Consider the following 16,914-nt stretch of genomic DNA (forward strand, 5'->3'; position numbering starts at 1 on the left):
CGACGGTGCCATGGAAAACCGGTGTGATCTGGTTCTCAGTCTGCGCGACGGCGACGACGACGCGTGCCTGCGTCGGTGGTCGTGGTGTCGGCCGAGTCGCCGCCTGCCAGACCGGCCATGATCTCGGCGACGGAACGGCCGTTCGAGTGTGCGCCGCTGGCATCCTCGTCGGTCGACTCTGCACGCCGACGACCGCGCCGAGGCGAACTGGATGTATCCACGGCTGAAGTCTCGAGGTCACGATCGGCCGAGAAGAACGCATCCGCTGATTCGCGCAACGCACTACGGGACGCCGGATAGGGATCGCCTTCCTGGGCCGATCCGTACACAGGCTCGGAAACGTAGTCCGCTGCAGGCTGGGTCTCGGAATACTCGGGCTGAACAGGCTCGACGGGGGTCGAATACTCCTCGGCCTGGAACTCCGCGGCCTGGTACTCCGCGGCCACGGCGGTCTCGTCCTCGGATGTTTCAGCGGTGGGCTGAGGTACGTAGTCCTGTGCTTCGGGCTCTGCTGCCGGCGGACGCGTCTGCTCGAAGTTGTACGCCGTGAACGGCGAGCTGGGCGGAGTGACTCGCGCGGCCGGTCTCGGCGCGCTGTACGGACGCGGCCGCGCTGCGGGGCGCTCGACAGCATCGAACTCGTCCACCGCTGTTGCCGACTCGTCGTAGCTCGGCTCCTCGGTCTCGAACGCGTTCTCGGCGTACGCACCCTGCGCCCCGGGAGCCGTCGACGCGGCGGTGGCCTGTGGCATCTCGTCCGGTCCTTCGGGGTACACCACCGACGTCTCGGCCGTGACCGGCTCGTCGTAGGGAGTTCCGACACCGTTGCCGTTCGCACCACCCGGGATGTACAAGCCGGACGGCGCAGGCTGGTAGCTGTCGTATCGCCGACCGCCGAGTTCCTGCATTCTCATCGCCTCGGCCCGCAACGCAACGCGTTCGGTCGGCAGATTGCCGTCGAACAGCACCTGCAGGTTCTGGCGGAGCGCGGCGAGTTCGTTGCGCAGTGCTGCGACTTCGTCGATCTCCATTCGCGATTCGCTACGAACGCGAGCCTCGACGCTCATCTCGTACTCACGTCGCGCCGAAATCTCGCGGGCCAACTGCAACTCGTAGACCGTCTGCAGATCCTTCGCCTTGATCTGGTCCGCAGCCGATTCCCGGCGGTACTTGGTCATTGCGAAAGCACCGATCACGGCAGCCCACAGCGCCGAGAGAACACCGACCCTCATCCACTGCACACTCTCGGTGAACAGCAGGAACACGCTGGCGACGATGCCGAACACGACGAGCGCCGCAAGAAACAGCTGGCTCGCACTACGCCTGTTTCGGCGCCCCTTCTTTGCGCGAGTCTGATCTGTCATGTTCACCAGGGTAACTGGCAACCCGTTCGCAAATAGTCATCCTCGGCCGATCGCTTACACAACCGAGGTAACAATCAAATGTTTCGTGCGTTACCGCGAACGCTCGTCGTCCCGATCTTTCGGGGTTCGGCAACACTGCTCGAGCCACAATGCGGCAGCGACGACGGCCACTCCCGCAACCAGCGCCACGATCGCCCCGACCCGATCGGACGACGCGGCCCGCACTGTCGTGGCACGCGGCATCACATACACCAGAAATCCGACACTCACCCCGACGACAGCTGTCCCCACCAGCATCGATGCCTTCGCCAGCACCAGTGCCCTGTACACCGTCAACGGATTCAAATCGTGCAGACCGGTGCCCACGCGGTGCTCCGCGATGCGATTGCGGACGATGACCGCGGTCACCACTTCCACCACCGCCACCAGATACAACGACGCCCCTGCGTACACCGGAACAGGCGGCAACGAGCCATAGAAAACCCGGACCAGCAGCCAGGTTCCGACCGAGGCAACCAGGAAAAGACCCAAGACATCCCCGACCTTGGTGGGATTGGTCACCACAGGCGATCACCGATGCCGTCGAGACGTACGACTCCGCCACGCTCATCCGCACTCAATCGCGCGAGCAACTCGGTCACCGGCACATCCTCGTCACCGACGCGCAAAGTGGCGTCGGGTTCGACGTCCAGCCACGGCAGCAATACGAATGCCCGCTCGTGCGCACGGGGATGCGGAAGCAGCAGTCGAGGGTCCTCGCTGATCACGTCGTCGCACACGATCACGTCGACATCGAGGCTGCGTGGCCCCCATCGCTGCACTCGAACGCGATCCGCCGCTTCCTCGAGCTGCTGCCCCAGGCGCAACCAGTCCCAGGGGCCGTACGCGTCGTCCTCGGCCACCAGGGCCGCATTGAGAAAATCCTGCTGCTCGACGCCACCCCAGGGAGCAGATCGGTAGACGGCCGAAGACGCTACCAGTCGCGATCCCAATCCCGTTGTCACAGAACGTAAGTGGCCGAGCGAGTCGCCGATGTTACTGCCGATCGACAGAACCGCACGCGTCACGTTCGCTCCCGGTACGCCACCACGGCCACGTCCTCGAATGTCAGTGGGATGGGGGCAGACGGCTTGTGCAGCACTACTTCCACCGCGTCGACGCGGGAATCGTATGCCAGCACGACCTCGGCGATCTCGGCCGAGACCGTCTCGATCAGGTCCCTGGAAGGGCCCGAGATCACGGCCGCGGCGCGTTCGGCCAGTTCGCCGTAGTGCAGCGTCCGGGTCAGATCATCGGTCTCGGCTGCGGGACGCAGATTCATCCACACGGTGATGTCGACGACGAAGTCCTGACCGTCGCGCTTTTCGAAGTCGAAGACCCCGTGATTGCCGCGCACCGTCAGACCCCGTAGTTCGATGCGGTCGCTGCGACGCGTTCCGAGTCCGTCGCGGCCGCTGGTCTCGCTCATGCCCGATCACCCTGCCATGCCTTGACGACGGCCACCGCGTCGAGTGACGCCTGGACGTCGTGCACCCGCACGCCCCACGCGCCGCCGGCGACTGCGAGTGCCGATACGACAGCCGTAGCGATCTCGCGTCCGTCCGGGGGTCGAGGCGAACCGTGTTCGTCCGCCAGGAGTGACCCCAGGAAGCGCTTGCGAGAGGCACCGACGAGTACCGGAAAACCGGCCGCCACCAGCTCGGGTAGGCCGCGAAGCAGTTGCCAATTGTGCTGGGCGTTCTTGGCGAAGCCGAGGCCGGGGTCGAGCACGAGCGCCGATTCGTCGACCCCCGCGGCCACCGCACGATCGACCTGTTCCAGTAGTTCACTGCGTACGTCGGCAACCACGTCGTCGTACCGGTCGGCCGGACCGGAGTGTCGATACTCGGACCCGGCGGCCCGCCAGTGCATCAGGATCCACGGCAACCCACCGTCCGCGACCACTCCGGCCATGGCCGAATCGGCTCGGCCGCCCGATACGTCGTTCACTATCGACACGCCTGCCGCGATGGCAGCCTCGGCGACCGAGGCGCGCATCGTATCGACGCTGGTCACCACACCTTCGGCGGCCAGCGCGGCGATCACCGGCACCACACGCTCGGCCTCGAGAACCGGATCGATCCGGTCGGCCCCTGGACGCGTCGATTCACCACCGACGTCCACGACGTCGACTCCGCGGCGATGCATCGCCAACCCGTGCTCGACGGCGGCGTCGAGGTCGAGGTACCGACCGCCGTCGGAAAAGGAATCGGCAGTGACGTTGAGAACGCCCATGACGACGGGGGCCGACGGGATACCCCTCACGAGACTCATCGGGTATCGACCGGTCGCGTCATTTCCGCAGAATCAGGTCCAGTGCTTCCGAACGCGATGCCGCGCTGGACTGCAGCAGACCGCGCACGGCCGAGGTGGTGGTGCTGGCCCCCGGCTTGCGAATTCCGCGCATCGCCATGCACAGGTGCTCGGCCTCGATGACGACGATCGCTCCGCGCGGGTCGAGCTTGCGCATCAACGCGTCGGCGATCTGACTGGTCAGACGTTCCTGCACCTGAGGGCGCTTGGCGTACATGTCCACCACGCGCGCCAGTTTCGACAGGCCGGTGACCTTGCCGCTCTTGCCGGGGATGTATCCGACGTGTGCAACGCCATGGAACGAGACCAGGTGGTGCTCGCACGTGGAGAACATCGGGATGTCGCGGACGAGTACCAGTTCCTGATGTCCCTCGTCGAACGTCGTGTTCAACGCCGTGTCCGGGTCGGTGTAGAGCCCAGCGAAGATTTCACGGTAGGAACGCGCGACGCGGGCCGGGGTGTCGAGCAGGCCGGGGCGATCGGGATCCTCGCCGACGGCGATCAGCAACTCACGTACGGCGGCCTCGGCGCGGGGCTGGTCGAAGACCGCCCCGGTGGCGTAGGCGACCGTCTGCTCGACTGCTCGCTGCTCGACTGGTGGGACTTCTGCCGAGTCGCTGGTCGACTCGTCGGTCCGATTGACTGACACGTGAACGTACCTCCGTTTGGGCTCCACGAATGAGACGGCTGGGTTCATCTGCAGTGGTCCGAACAGAACCATTGCGGGTGTGCTCAGCACAGTTCGAACGACGTGCTGGGCCGACCGTCACGATCGACCCAGCAAGCCTAATGACTGGCCTAGCGGTACGAACCCCCCGGCCCTTCCCAGCGGTGCGTCTGCGGACCTTCGTCGCCATCGTCCTCGGCTCGCTCGTCGCGCCGCGAATCCTCGGACGGCGTGTCGCCGGAACGATCATCGCCGGGAAGCGGGTAGTTCTGCGACGGACCGGGAACCTGCCAGGACGGCGCCGACGGCTCCTCGTGGGCGGAACCGTCCGGGTTCTCGCCGTACGGGGGCGCATGTCGAGACGTCCGACCTTGATCCCGTGTGTCCGGTCGGAACGAATCCGGCTGATACTGCGGCGGTTGGTACGCCTGTTGCTGGCCGGTCGGCGGTTGGTACGACTGCGGCTGCTGGTACGTCGGGTGCTGTCGGTAGGTGGGCTGGCCCTGAGGCGGCTCGTACCGATTCGGTTCCGGTCGATCCGATTCCGGCTGCTCACGAGTCGGCTGGTTCTGGGCCGGCGGAGTAGTCGGGCCTTGGTAGCGCGGGACCGACTGCTGATCGCGCGGCGGCCAGCCCGGAGCAGACCACCCTGCCGGAGCGCCGTAGTCGGGCCGTGAACCCGAGTTGGGAGCCGGACGGGGTTCCGATCTGCGATAGCCCTCGGAGTAACCGCCGTCATTGGGAGCACCGCCGTTGGGAGCACCACCGTAGTTGCCGTTGGGGCCACCGCCGTTGTAGCCGCCGCCATGGGCCGGGCCGCCGTTGTTCGGGCCGCCGTTGTTCGGGGCACCGTTGGTCGGGGCATCGTTGGTCGGAATCCCGTTCGTGGGAGCGCCGTTGACCGGGTTGCCGTTGACCGGGCTGCCGTTGTATCCGTTGCTTCCGTTCGGGTAGCTGCCCTTGCTCAGCTGCGGCGAACCGGAGTAGCTGGGCTGCGGAACTTGTTGCGGCGGAAGCTGTTTCGGAGCCGGCGGCACCGGAGGCCACGGCTCGCCGCGCTCGGCGGCAAGTTCGCGCGGAGTCTTCACCGGCGGCTTGTCCGAGGGCTTGCGGTCACCGAAGTCGTTGAACAAGGTGATGCGCGGGCGCTTGGTGACGCTGTGGAAGATCTTCTCGAGGTCCTTGCGGGTGAGCGTTTCGCGTTCGAGCAGCTCCGTGGCAAGGGTGTCGAGCAGGTCGCGATACTCGTTCAGAATGGCCCACGCCTCGGTGTGCGCCGCCTCGATGAGCTTGCGCACCTCCTCGTCGATCTCGCGGGCGACCTCGTGCGAGAAATCGGACTGCTGTCCCATCGAACGGCCGAGGAACGGGTCGCCCTGTTCCTGCCCGTACCGGACGGCTCCGAGCTTGCTGCTCATGCCGTACTCGGTGACCATCGCGCGAGCGATCTTGGTGGCCTGATCGATGTCCGAGGATGCGCCGGTGGTCGGCTCGTGGAAGACGAGCTCCTCCGCGGCGCGGCCACCCATGGCCATGACGAGACGGGCGATCATCTCCGACCGTGTCATCAAGCCCTTGTCGTCCTCGGGCACCGTCATCGCGTGGCCACCGGTGCGGCCGCGAGCGAGGATGGTGACCTTGTAGACGGGCTCGATATCGGGCATCGCCCACGCGGCGAGTGTGTGTCCACCCTCGTGGTACGCGGTGATCTTGCGCTCGTGCTCGCTGATGATGCGGCTCTTGCGGCGCGGTCCCCCGACCACGCGGTCCACCGACTCCTCGAGATTGGCCTCGGTGATGACGGTGCCGTTCTCACGAGCGGTGAGCAGCGCTGCTTCGTTGATGACGTTCGCCAGGTCTGCACCCGACATTCCGACGGTTCGCTTGGCGAGGCCCTCGAGGTCGGCGTCCTGAGCAACGGGCTTACCTGCCGAGTGCACCTTCAGGATTGCTCGACGGCCGGCCAGGTCGGGGGCACCGACCGGGATCTGGCGGTCGAAGCGGCCGGGACGCAATAGCGCGGGGTCGAGGATGTCGGGGCGGTTGGTCGCGGCGATGAGGATCACGCCGGTGCGCTCACCGAAGCCGTCCATCTCCACGAGGAGCTGGTTGAGCGTCTGCTCGCGCTCGTCGTGTCCGCCGCCCATGCCTGCGCCGCGCTGGCGACCGACGGCGTCGATCTCGTCGATGAAGATGATGCAGGGGCTGTTCTGCTTGGCCTGCTCGAAGAGGTCGCGAACGCGGGATGCACCGACACCGACGAACATCTCGACGAAGTCCGAGCCCGAGATGGTGAAGAACGGGACGCCCGCTTCGCCTGCGACGGCGCGCGCAAGCAGCGTCTTGCCGGTTCCGGGAGGGCCGTAGAGCAGCACACCGCGCGGGATCTTGGCACCGAGCGCCTGGTAGCGCGCCGGGTTCTGCAGGAAATCTTTGATCTCGTACAGCTCTTCGACAGCCTCGTCCGCGCCTGCCACGTCGGCGAACGTGGTCTTGGGCATGTCTTTCGTCAACTGCTTGGCCTTGGACTTGCCGAAGCCCATGACTCCGCCGCGCCCGCCGCCCTGCATGCGGCTCATCACGAAGATGATCACGCCGAGGATCAGCACCATCGGAAGGATCAGCAGCAGGAAGGAGCTGAACCAGCTCTCCTGGGTGACGGTGGTGTTGTAGCTGTTCAGGCCCTGCGAGTCGACCTTGTCGAAGATCTGCTCGGACGCCGAGTCCGGGTACTTCGCAATGATCTGCTTCTGATTGTCCGTGGCATCGGACGCCTCTTTGAGGGTCAGCCGGATCTGCTGCTCACGGTCGTCGATCTGCGCGGACTCGACATTGCGGTCGTCGAGCTGGGCGATCGCCACCGAGGTGTCGACCGACGTCCAGTTCCGCGTGTCGTTACCGAAGTAACTGAAGGCATAGATCACCAACAGAATGCCGAAAACGATGGCAAGATTTCGTATTACTGTCTTCCGATTCATACAGCTTCAGCCGAGTCGGCCGTGTCCTTTCAGTCCGCTCCTGCGCGCTGGCTGCTCCCTGCCCGCCGGATACTCCAGGCTAGCGCGAGACTCGGACATCTGACTCGCTCATACCTGGCGCTGTGCGTCCACGCACCTGTTTGCGTCGACGCTTCTTCCCCTCCAACGACCGCACTCCCCCGGCAGTTCCCCAACCTCTTCGGCACCCTATCCGCATCGATGGACCATTGCATACGTCTCGGCGCGGCAGTGGTCCATTCACGCGGATCCATTCACGCGGATCGGGCGAATCGAACAACTCGGCTCAGCTGTAGACCTTCGGGTCCAGCAGACCGATGTACGGCAGGTCTCGGTAGCGCTCGTTGTAGTCGAGCCCGTATCCCACGACGAACTCGTTGGGGATGTCGAAGCCCACGTTCGCGACCTCGACGTCGACCTTGATGGCGTCGGGCTTGCGCAGCAGCGTCACCACCGACAGCGAGGCAGGCGAACGGGTCGCGAGGTTTCGCTTGAGCCAGCTCAGCGTCAGACCGGAGTCGATGATGTCCTCGACGATCAGCACGTGGCGTCCGGTGATGTCGCGGTCGAGGTCCTTCAAAATGCGTACGACGCCGGAGGACGACGTCGACGAGCCGTAGGAGCTGACCGCCATGAACTCGAGCTGCGCCGGGATGGGTAGGGCCCGGGCGAAGTCGGTCATGAACATGATCGCGCCCTTGAGGACGCCGACCAGGAGCAGGTCGCCTTCCGGGGAGCCTTCGGGATACCGCTGGGCGATTTCTTCTGCGAGTTCCGCAGTGCGCGCTTTGATCTGTTCCTCGGAAATGAGAACCGATTCGATGTCGCCCTCGTACACGGGGTTTCCCTTCATTCGTTCTCCAGGCCGACGCTCAGCCTGCCACGTCGACGCGAGCACACCAACCTGGCGTCGGGCGTTCCTCCTGGCAGCGCAACCCCGCCCTGGCCAGTCCACCGTCCGACGAGGGCATCGACGGCCCGCAGTTGTCTATCGGTCGACGACGTCACTCCCCGTCCGAGCAACCACCGGCGCAGTACGCGGCGGCGCACGGCGGGGGCGAGCGACTCGATCGCCGAGACCTCGATGTCCGGCCCGTCGGTGTCCACAACCGATTCGGCGAGCGCGTCGAGCACGACGCCGTCCTCACGCAACTGCTCGGCCGTCCGAGCCAGCGCAGCGGCGACGCCACCGCCCAGCACGTCCTCGAGCAACGGCAGCACCTCGTGGCGCAGCCGCACCCGAGTGAAATCGGTATCGGTGTTGTGCGGATCCTCGAACGGCTCCAGCCCGAGCTCGACGCAGGCAGCCCGGGTGATCGCCCGCCTGACGCCGAGCAGCGGACGGCCCCACGGTGCGGCGAACGCCGTCATTCCCGCAATCGACCGCGGCCCCGATCCGCGGCCCAACCCGAGCAGCACCGTCTCGGCCTGGTCGTCGAGGGTGTGCGCCACCAGCACCGACGCGTCGCCGCGCGCAAGATTCAACGCGTCGTACCTGGCTCTGCGGGCCGCAGCTTCCGTCCCGCCCGAACCGGTGACGCGCACCGGCAGCACACGAGCATCGACCACACCCAACTCCAGCGCCCGCGCCGCTGCCGTCGCCGCGACCTCGGCGGAACCCTCCTGAAGACCGTGGTCGACGACCAGCGCACGCACGTTCGGGGCCTCGGCAACAGTTGCTGCGGTCAAGGCCAGCGAATCCGCTCCGCCGGACAGCGCCACGGCGACCGGCCCGGGATAGACCGCCAGCCAGGCGCGCACCGCATGCCGGATCTCCAGCAGCGCGGGCCCCTCGGGTAAGAGCGTGGGCATCAGCCCAGAACTCGTGCGATCCACGCGTCCGGGTTCTCGATCTCCGACAGCAGCGGCAGCGTGTCGGGGCCCGTCCACACGGTGTTGAAGCGTTCCATCCCCACCGCGGCGACCACGTGATCGACGAATGCCTTGCCGCGGACGTACTGCGCCATCTTCGCGTCCATGCCCAGCAACGCCCGGATAACGCGTTGGAGCGGGTTGACCTTGCGTCGCCGCCGCTGGTCGAATGCACCGCGAATCTGCGTCACGGTCGGCACGACGGCCGGCCCGACGGCGTCCATCACGTGGTCGGCGTGGCCTTCGAGCAGAGTGCCGAGCACCAGGAGCCGGTCGATGGCGTCGCGCTGCGGCTGGGGTTGGGTGGCGCGCAGCAGACCGACGATGCCCGCATCCTCCGATTTTGTCGTTCCGCTCGGATTCTTGCGGGCCTTCAGCGCACCGGTCAAGCGATTGGCGACGTCCGAGAGCGGCTCGTCGATGCCGTCGGAGAGCACCCCCACGTTCTCGCGCATGTAGCCGCCGAGCCACGGCGCGGAGGAGAACTGCACTCGGTGAGTCACTTCGTGCAGGCACACCCACAGGCGAAAGTCGCTGGGCGAGACGCGCAGCGCACGTTCGACGGCAATCACGTTCGGTGCGACCAGCAGCAGCGTTCCGTTCTCCCCGGTGAACGGATCGTACTGTCCGAGAATGGCACTGGAGAGAAACGCCAGCATCGCGCCGGCCTGCAGGCCTGCGGGTTTTCCGCCGAGCAGCCCCGACGGTGGCGTGTCGTCGTCGTCCCCGGTGAGGTGCTTCATGGACGACGCGGCCGCAGCGATCCAGCCTGCTCGATCGACCACCTGGGCGTCGGGCACCGGAAGTCCGTCGGCCAGACCGGTGGTCTCGCGAACCGGTCCCTCGGCTCGAATCGACGCGGCGGCAAGCTCTTCCACGGCCGCCTCGGCGGTGTAGCGCGAGGTGGCCGGACCCGGACGGGCCAGCTTGGCCCCGGCCTTGGCGGCTACCGACCAATCGACCGCACCGGCGAACCCGGACGTGCTCTCGTTATCGTCGGCATTCGCCGCTGCTGCTGACTTCACTGGCAACCACACAATCTCAAGGTCGATGCCACAGCATCGAGGGCGGGGCGACTGACCTCGGGTGGCCGGTCGTTCGACATCAGCGCGAAGGTCAGCACACGGCCGTCGACATCGACGACGTATCCCGCGAGAGCGCTTGCATTGGAAAGGGTTCCGGTCTTGGCCCGCACCCAACCCGCTCCGGTTCGATCCCCCGAGGCATATCGATCCGACAGCGTTCCGGTGGCACCGGCGACGGGCAGGTAGTCGAGCATCGGGCGCAACGTCGGCTGCTGCGTTCCGGCGGCCGAGGTCAGCACCTGATCGAGCAGTCGGGCCGGAATCTTGCCGTCCACCGACAGCCCACTGGCATCCTGCAGGGCCAATCCGGACATGTCGAAGCCTGCCGAATACAGGGTCTGGCCGATGGACGCCACCGCACCGGAAAAGCTTGCCGCCGTGTTCGTTTCGATCGACAGTTCGCGTCCGACCGCCTCGGCGAGGACGTTGTCGGAGCGATAGATCATCTGCTGCAAGCGGTTTCGCAGCGGGGCGGACTGCACCGACGCGAGCTGGTCGGCACCCTCGGCGGCCGTACCCGTCGTCACCGCGGCCGGATCGACGCCCAGTCCGGCCGCCAGTGCGCGGCCCGCGTCCAGCGCCGGGGTGGTGCTGCGGGGTGACTCGTCGACGAGCGGATCGGACCTTCCGCCGTCGAGCATGATCGGTTCGATCGGGGTTATCGAACCAGCGGCGATGTCGGCTGGAAACCAGCCCTGCGCCATGGTGTCGCCGGAGTAGATCGAGGTGTCGACGCTGATGCTGCTTACCGTCGTTCCGCTGCGCCGGATCTGCTCCACCAGATCGTCGATGCGGGCCGCACCGGGATAGAACCCGACGGTGCCAACCGGCAGTGCGGTGAGCGTGGGGTCTCCGCCCGCGATCAGCACGATGTTTCCTTCGCCGTTGCCCTGGACGACGCGTGTGGTGACGCGGTGATCGGCGGGGAGCGCGAGCATCGCCGCGGCCGCGGTGAGCACCTTGGTCGTCGAGGCCGGAGTCATCGGCGCATCGGGGTTCCGGGACCACAGAACCTGGCCGGTCCGTGCGTCGGCGACGGTTCCGGTGAAGGTGCCGAGATCGGAATCGTCCACCACCCCGGCCAGTGCACCGGCCAGTCCCGCCGAGCTGGGTGACGGAGCGGACTCGGGAAACGCAGTGATCTTCGGGTTCGGCAACACGGTGTCGGGCGGCGGCGCGATCGCGGTCTCGGCACCGTCGGACACCGACGGGAGCACGAGCGCAGCGGTCGTCACGGCGAGGATCACCACGAACACAGCGCACAGCGTCAGGATCAACCGCTTCTTCCTGCGCCGCCGGCCCGCTGTGGGACCGAGGAACCGCCGTGTCAGCCCTGCCACCGTTCCTCCGTCATTGCCGTGGTCGTACCCATGATCGTCCAGTCAACAGTATCCTCGGGTCCGGTAGCCTTGCGCCGCCACCATCTTTCGCATTAGCAACCGCTCGGGCCCCTCCGGCTCGACGAAGACAGTGAGGACTGCACGTGCCGTTCGACGTCACCATCGAGATCCCCAAGGGGCAGCGCAACAAGTACGAGGTCGACCACGTCACCGGACGTGTCCGCCTCGACCGCTACCTCTACACCGCGATGGCGTATCCAGCCGATTACGGTTTCATCGAGAACACGCTCGGCGAGGACGGCGATCCGCTGGACGCACTGGTGCTGCTACCCGAGTCGGTCTATCCGGGTGTCATCGTCGAGGCGCGGCCTGTCGCGATGTTCAAGATGGTCGACGAGGCCGGCGGCGACGACAAGGTGTTGTGCGTGCCGGCAGGCGACACTCGCTGGGATCACATTCAGGATCTGAGCGACGTATCGACGTTCGAACTCGACGCGATCAAGCATTTCTTCGTCCATTACAAGGATCTCGAACCCAACAAGCACGTCACCGGGGCAGACTGGGTGGGGCGCGCAGAGGCCGAGGCCGAAATCGCTGCATCATTCAAACGCTTGACGGACAATCCGGGTCACTGATCGTTTCGGCACTACACACTTCGTCTCGGCCGCGCGCCGACGAAACAGAGTTTGGGGAGACCTATGACCGACAGCAGTTCCAACGGCGACGCCGGTGATCGGCGCAATCTCGACTCGCGGCCCATCTCGGATCCGACGCAGTTCCCCGATCTGCCGGTGACGGTAGTTCTCGACCGGATTCCGGTGGCGATCCTCGCTGTCGATCCCAGCGGCGCGATCGTGTTCGCAAACGAGGCCTTCGACGATCTGTTCGGTCTCGACCGCACCGAACGCGTGGACTTCCACCTGCACGACATCTTTCCCGACCGGGCACCGGAGGGGGTCAACGTCGCCGACATGTTCTTGACGACGGTGGCCACCCGCGCGGATTCGCTGTGGCGGATGACCGACAAGACCGGTGACGTCGTTCAGGTGCGCGCCAGCAAGTCGATCCTGCGCCGCACCGAGGACACCATCGTTCTCGTCGCGCTCGAGGATTTCACGGACCAGTTGTGGAACGACCCCAAGAGCGCCTTGCGCTGATCGTTCTCCCCGAACGCGTGACGGTGTGTGCCGGCGAAATCAATCGCCGGCGTACACCGTCGTTCTGTTTCCACCGGCGTGCTTCGACTCGTACATTGCCGTGTCGGCGTCGAGCAGCACGTTGCGTACCAGCTCGGCTGCACCGTACGAAGACACCGCCGCTCGCCACCGAGCGGCGTCGAGTACCGCGACACCGATGCTGACCGTGACCGGCACGTCGTCACTCGGATCGTGCACGGCCTCGCGGATGTCGTCCGCGAGGTGGTCGGCCGAGTCCCCGCAGACCGGTACCGCGATCGTGAACTCCTCGCCCCCGGTGCGCGCCACGCAGGGCCGTTCACCTGTCGCAGTGGTGAGGCGCCGGGCCGTCAAGCGAAGCACCCGATCGCCCGCGGCGTGACCGTAGGTGTCGTTGACCCGCTTGAACTGATCGAGATCGACCACCATCAGCGCCACCGACTGCTTCTCGGTCAAGCGAGCCATCATTCGATCGAGCCGCAGTTCCAGACCTCGCCTGTTGAGCAGACCCGTCAGAGAGTCGGTATTGGCTAGGTCGAGCTGTCGCTGAATGACGGCTCTGAACGCCAGCACCGAATTGACCACCAACACCGTCACCAGCGTCCGCGCGATGATCGACGCCGGATCGTCCGGCCGCTCGACGACGGCCAGCACGGCGAGCAGAAGAATCACGGCGTTGACGAATGCCGTGTGGAATTTGAGCACGTTGCGCCGCGAGAAGTAGGCGATATAGGTGCCGATCACCGAGAACATGGCTGCGCCGTACAAGGCCAAGCTTCGGTCGGCGAAGGTGAGCAGCATGACCGCGACGCCCACGTCGGCGTAGATGACGAACCACCCGGGCATGTGCGACGCGTCGACCGAGCGCAGCCACCACCACGCTCCCACCGGGATTGTCGAGAGCAGCACGATCGTGCACATCGCGACGGCCATCGCACCGACCGGCCCGTCGTCGGACAGCATGATGATCACACCGATCAGGCCGAACGCTGGAGCGAGAACTGCGATTCCTCTCGCAACTCGGCGTTCGAGCCGCACCGAACCCGATCGTGGTCCCCGGTCGGAGGACTGGGGAGGTCTGTCGTGATCGGTTGGCACCACATTCCCTCCGTCCGTTCAGGCAGTTCGAGCGTCCGGGTAAAGCATCGCCTGCGTCCCGAACGTCGCTGGGATCACGAGTACGGAACGACTCGACATCGAAACGTGTTTCAGGTGTCTCGGGCTCAAACGTTACCCGTGCGCTGATCGGGTAGGTCCGGCCTGACGGTTTCGTAATCGGTCAAGAATCGATCCAACAGCCCGACCAGCGCAGACCGATCTTCCTTCTTCCATTTCTCGATGACTCGCCCGAGTGCCTCGGTTCGGTGTTGCTGGATCGCCGCGGCCACATCCCGGCCCGACTGCGTCACCGCAAGGACGAAGGCCCGACCGTCCCGTTCGTCGGGCAACCGTTCGACGTGACCCCGTTCGACGAGCTGAGCCACCTGCCTGCTCACCGTCGACGGATCCGAATTCACCATGGCGGCAAGCTCGCTGGACCGCATCGGCCCGTCACGCAGCAGACGGAACAAGCACACGTAGGCGGCACCGTCGACACCGCCCGACGAGATCTGAGCGATGTTGCGCTCGCGTAGGCGCTGCAATCGAACCAGCTGCGTGCCCAACTCCTCGGCGAACTCGACCACGTCAGCTACCGGTGAACTGAGCCGGCCGCTTCTCGAACACGGAGGTGATCGCCTCGGTGAGATCGTGCGAGGCGAGGAACGCGGCATTCCAGGCCGCGACGTACCGCAGCGAGTCTTCGACGCTGGAGGACCGGGAGTGGTCCAATACGGTCTTGATGCCCTGCACCACCAGCGGCGGGTTCGCGGCGATGGCCGCCGCGCACTCACGGGCGGCGGCGAGGGTGGCCTCGTGGTCCTCGAACACGTCGTTGACCAGGCCGATCTTTTCGGCGCGGGCGGCGTCGATATCCTTGCCGGTCAGTGCGAGCTCACGCAGGTGGCCATCTCCGATGATCGCGGGGAGTCGGGCAAGAGAACCCATGTCAGCGACGATCGCGACCCGCACCTCGCGCACGCTGAACTTCGCGTCGGCGCTGGCGTATCGCACGTCGGCGGCGGTGATGAGGTCGACGCCACCACCGATGCACCAGCCCTGGACCGCTGCGACGACTGGCTTACGGCAGTCCGCGACGGCGTTGATCGCCTTCTGCATCGTCTTGATGGTGTCGTGGAAGGACGTCCGAGGACCGGCCAACGCCTTGTCTTCCATGAGAGGACCGAACGTGCCTGCCATCGCGGCCAGATCCAGTCCGTAGGTGAAGTTCCTGCCGGAGCCGGCGAGTACCACTGCCCGAACCTCGGGATCGGAGTCGAGCTGGGTGAACAGCTCGGTGCTCTCGCTCCAGAAGTCGGGGCCCATTGCGTTGCCCTTGCCGGGCCCGAGAAGTGTCACTTGCGCGATGTGGTCGGCAATCTCGACAGAGAAGGCTTTCCAGGTACGTTCCGTCATGCGTTCGAGCCTAGCGGGATCGCCGCAGATTGCCGCACCGCATGTTACGGCGCGTAACGTCTGCGCTAAGTCCCTGCTCAGCTCTGGTGTGTGCGGCGCAGCAGGCTCACTATCGACACATGCTGATGCACCAGGGGCTGGGACTGGAAACATTCAACGACTTGCCGCGTCGCAAAGCGGTGCACGCACTGTACGAGTGCTGCTGCTCGGTGGCGTGGGCGTCACGGATGGCCGACGGCCGCAGCTATCGCTCCCGCGCCGACCTGTTCTCCACAGCCGATGCCGAACTGGCCGAGTTGTCGGACCGCGACATCGATTCGTTGGCCTCGACGCTGCCGGAGCCCGGGAAAGTGTGCGCGGCCATGGATCCGAACACGCGGGCAGCGCTGGGGACCGCTGCTCGCGCTTACGAGGAGCGTTTCGGATTTCCTTACGTGGCGAGCGTGATGTTCGGACCCGAGGGTTTCGAGCCGCGCGAGATCCTGGTGGATCTGGGACACCGACTCGACAACGACGACCGGACCGAACGCAAGGTCATGCGCAACGAACTCGCGGAGATCAACCACATTCGATTGAACCGTCTTCTCGGCCCCGAGGGTGGTTGGCCTCCGTACTGAGCAACGTGACGCGCAGTTCAGCCGAAGAGGCCGACGACGCGGCCGATCAATCCACCGGCGATCAAAATGGCCAACAGTGCCACCACGCAGATGATGACGATCGGCATCACTCGGCTGCGCTGCGGCGGCTCGTGGTTGGGGCCGCCGATTCCAGATTCAGCGGGCGGAGTGTCTCCCGGCGTGACGCCGCCTCCTGCTTCGAGGCCTGTAGTGACGTCCGGATCGGGATTCTGAGCGTTCATCTTGCGTGGTTACCCGGTGCGGTCACCCTCAATCGAGATGTGCCCTAGCTATCGCTCCGGCGAACAGTTCGGACACCGCGTCGGCGATGGTTCCCTCGTCGATGTCCTCCGGATCCACCGAATGTTCGACGGCCAATCCGGAGATCAAGGCCGTCAGTGACGTCGCGACGCGTCGGGCATCGAACTTCTCGCCGACGCCCCACTGGTCGGCGCGTTCGGCGATGAGACGTTCGAGCTCACGCCGCAGTGCTCGACGGTCGGTGCGGTAGCGCTCGGCGACGGCCGAGTCGCGTCCGGCCAGGATGCCGAACTCGACGGTCAGCAGCGGCCAGCGGGGTTCGGCGACCACCCACGAGGCGATCTCGTTGCCGCCCGCTCCTGCTGCTGCACCGGAGTCCAGATCGGAGATGTGGGCCAGCACGCGGGCCGCGAGGTCGAGTGAGCGTTTGGCGAGCAACTCGGCGAACAGGGCTTGCTTGGACTCGAAGTTCGAGTACACGGCCCCCTTGGTGAAGCCGGCGCGGTCCGCGATGTCAGTGAGTTTCGCTGCAGCATAACCACGTTCGGTGAACTCGTCGGCAGCGGCGGCGAGCAATCGGTCGCGTACGTCGGCACGCTGCGGTCGCCGCTGCGACTGTGGCGACCCCCACTTTTCTTGCTCCTCGGCATTCACGATACCTAGAGTATTGA

The 16,914-nt window shown here is 65.9% G+C and carries 19 protein-coding genes; 3 read left to right on the plus strand and 16 right to left on the minus strand.

The window, feature by feature from the left end; all coding sequences use genetic code 11:
• Positions 1–35 precede the first annotated feature (35 nt).
• The 11 genes from QM797_RS16000 to dacB all read right to left on the minus strand — a co-directional run bounded on the left by QM797_RS16000 (position 36) and on the right by dacB (position 11,676).
• Positions 36–1,364 carry a DUF6779 domain-containing protein gene (locus tag QM797_RS16000; protein ID WP_283276631.1) on the minus strand — a complete coding sequence of 443 codons (1,329 nt, stop codon included), beginning with the start codon at positions 1,362–1,364 and terminating at the stop codon, positions 36–38.
• Between the two features lie 90 nt (positions 1,365–1,454).
• Complete coding sequence (locus tag QM797_RS16005) at positions 1,455–1,925, minus strand: DUF3180 domain-containing protein (RefSeq protein WP_283276633.1); 471 nt, start codon at positions 1,923–1,925, stop codon at positions 1,455–1,457.
• The gene (gene folK, locus QM797_RS16010) at positions 1,922–2,431 is read right to left on the minus strand and encodes a 2-amino-4-hydroxy-6-hydroxymethyldihydropteridine diphosphokinase (protein ID WP_283276634.1); all 510 of its coding nucleotides are present in this window, start codon (positions 2,429–2,431) and stop codon (positions 1,922–1,924) included. Before folK ends, QM797_RS16005 begins: the two co-directional genes overlap by 4 nt.
• Entirely contained in the window at positions 2,428–2,832 is a 405-nt protein-coding gene (gene folB / locus QM797_RS16015; protein ID WP_283276635.1) for a dihydroneopterin aldolase, read from the minus strand. The genes folK and folB overlap by 4 nt, the downstream gene beginning before the upstream one ends.
• The gene (gene folP / locus QM797_RS16020; protein ID WP_283276636.1) at positions 2,829–3,677 is read right to left on the minus strand and encodes a dihydropteroate synthase; all 849 of its coding nucleotides are present in this window, start codon (positions 3,675–3,677) and stop codon (positions 2,829–2,831) included. The genes folB and folP overlap by 4 nt, the downstream gene beginning before the upstream one ends.
• Before the next feature lie 19 nt (positions 3,678–3,696).
• Positions 3,697–4,365: a GTP cyclohydrolase I FolE gene (gene folE / locus QM797_RS16025; protein ID WP_283276637.1), complete on the minus strand. Its 669-nt coding sequence runs from the start codon at positions 4,363–4,365 to the stop codon at positions 3,697–3,699.
• Between the two features lie 149 nt (positions 4,366–4,514).
• Positions 4,515–7,361: an ATP-dependent zinc metalloprotease FtsH gene (gene ftsH, locus QM797_RS16030; RefSeq protein ID WP_283276638.1), complete on the minus strand. Its 2,847-nt coding sequence runs from the start codon at positions 7,359–7,361 to the stop codon at positions 4,515–4,517.
• 304 nt (positions 7,362–7,665) lie between these two features.
• On the minus strand, positions 7,666–8,217 hold the full coding sequence (hpt, locus tag QM797_RS16035) for a hypoxanthine phosphoribosyltransferase (RefSeq protein WP_032395535.1): 552 nt from the start codon (positions 8,215–8,217) through the stop codon (positions 7,666–7,668).
• A gap of 11 nt (positions 8,218–8,228) precedes the next feature.
• Positions 8,229–9,191 (minus strand): tRNA lysidine(34) synthetase TilS, encoded by a 963-nt coding sequence (tilS, locus tag QM797_RS16040; RefSeq protein ID WP_283276639.1) that lies wholly within the window; start codon positions 9,189–9,191, stop codon positions 8,229–8,231.
• Positions 9,191–10,288 (minus strand): zinc-dependent metalloprotease, encoded by a 1,098-nt coding sequence (locus QM797_RS16045; protein WP_502942348.1) that lies wholly within the window; start codon positions 10,286–10,288, stop codon positions 9,191–9,193. The genes tilS and QM797_RS16045 overlap by 1 nt, the downstream gene beginning before the upstream one ends.
• Positions 10,273–11,676 (minus strand): D-alanyl-D-alanine carboxypeptidase/D-alanyl-D-alanine endopeptidase, encoded by a 1,404-nt coding sequence (gene dacB, locus QM797_RS16050; RefSeq protein ID WP_283276644.1) that lies wholly within the window; start codon positions 11,674–11,676, stop codon positions 10,273–10,275. The genes QM797_RS16045 and dacB overlap by 16 nt, the downstream gene beginning before the upstream one ends.
• A 143-nt stretch (positions 11,677–11,819) precedes the next feature.
• Here dacB and QM797_RS16055 point away from each other — a divergent pair, with 143 nt between their 5' ends.
• Entirely contained in the window at positions 11,820–12,311 is a 492-nt protein-coding gene (locus QM797_RS16055; protein WP_032380124.1) for an inorganic diphosphatase, read from the plus strand.
• A 63-nt stretch (positions 12,312–12,374) separates the two neighbouring features.
• Entirely contained in the window at positions 12,375–12,833 is a 459-nt protein-coding gene (locus QM797_RS16060) for a PAS domain S-box protein (protein ID WP_283276646.1), read from the plus strand.
• 39 nt (positions 12,834–12,872) lie between these two features.
• Here the strand turns inward: QM797_RS16060 and QM797_RS16065 are convergent, their stop codons facing one another.
• From QM797_RS16065 to QM797_RS16075, 3 genes are all read right to left on the minus strand, one after another.
• The gene (locus QM797_RS16065) at positions 12,873–13,889 is read right to left on the minus strand and encodes a GGDEF domain-containing protein (protein ID WP_283276647.1); all 1,017 of its coding nucleotides are present in this window, start codon (positions 13,887–13,889) and stop codon (positions 12,873–12,875) included.
• A 185-nt stretch (positions 13,890–14,074) separates the two neighbouring features.
• On the minus strand, positions 14,075–14,536 hold the full coding sequence (locus tag QM797_RS16070) for a MarR family winged helix-turn-helix transcriptional regulator (protein WP_283276648.1): 462 nt from the start codon (positions 14,534–14,536) through the stop codon (positions 14,075–14,077).
• A 1-nt stretch (position 14,537) separates the two neighbouring features.
• The gene (locus QM797_RS16075; protein ID WP_283276649.1) at positions 14,538–15,365 is read right to left on the minus strand and encodes a crotonase/enoyl-CoA hydratase family protein; all 828 of its coding nucleotides are present in this window, start codon (positions 15,363–15,365) and stop codon (positions 14,538–14,540) included.
• Positions 15,366–15,484: 119 nt separating this feature from the next.
• On the opposite strand from QM797_RS16075, the gene QM797_RS16080 reads away from it, so the two are divergent.
• Positions 15,485–15,982 carry a 2-oxo-4-hydroxy-4-carboxy-5-ureidoimidazoline decarboxylase gene (locus tag QM797_RS16080; RefSeq protein ID WP_283276650.1) on the plus strand — a complete coding sequence of 166 codons (498 nt, stop codon included), beginning with the start codon at positions 15,485–15,487 and terminating at the stop codon, positions 15,980–15,982.
• A 17-nt stretch (positions 15,983–15,999) separates the two neighbouring features.
• Here QM797_RS16080 and QM797_RS16085 read toward each other — a convergent pair whose 3' ends face one another.
• Positions 16,000–16,224 (minus strand): DUF6480 family protein, encoded by a 225-nt coding sequence (locus tag QM797_RS16085; RefSeq protein WP_283276651.1) that lies wholly within the window; start codon positions 16,222–16,224, stop codon positions 16,000–16,002.
• A 28-nt stretch (positions 16,225–16,252) separates the two neighbouring features.
• The gene (locus tag QM797_RS16090) at positions 16,253–16,897 is read right to left on the minus strand and encodes a TetR/AcrR family transcriptional regulator (protein WP_283276652.1); all 645 of its coding nucleotides are present in this window, start codon (positions 16,895–16,897) and stop codon (positions 16,253–16,255) included.
• Positions 16,898–16,914: the final 17 nt, after the last annotated feature.

This window comes from Rhodococcus sp. IEGM 1381, assembly GCF_030056795.1.
In the GTDB taxonomy this organism is placed as follows: Bacteria; Actinomycetota; Actinomycetes; order Mycobacteriales; family Mycobacteriaceae; genus Rhodococcoides.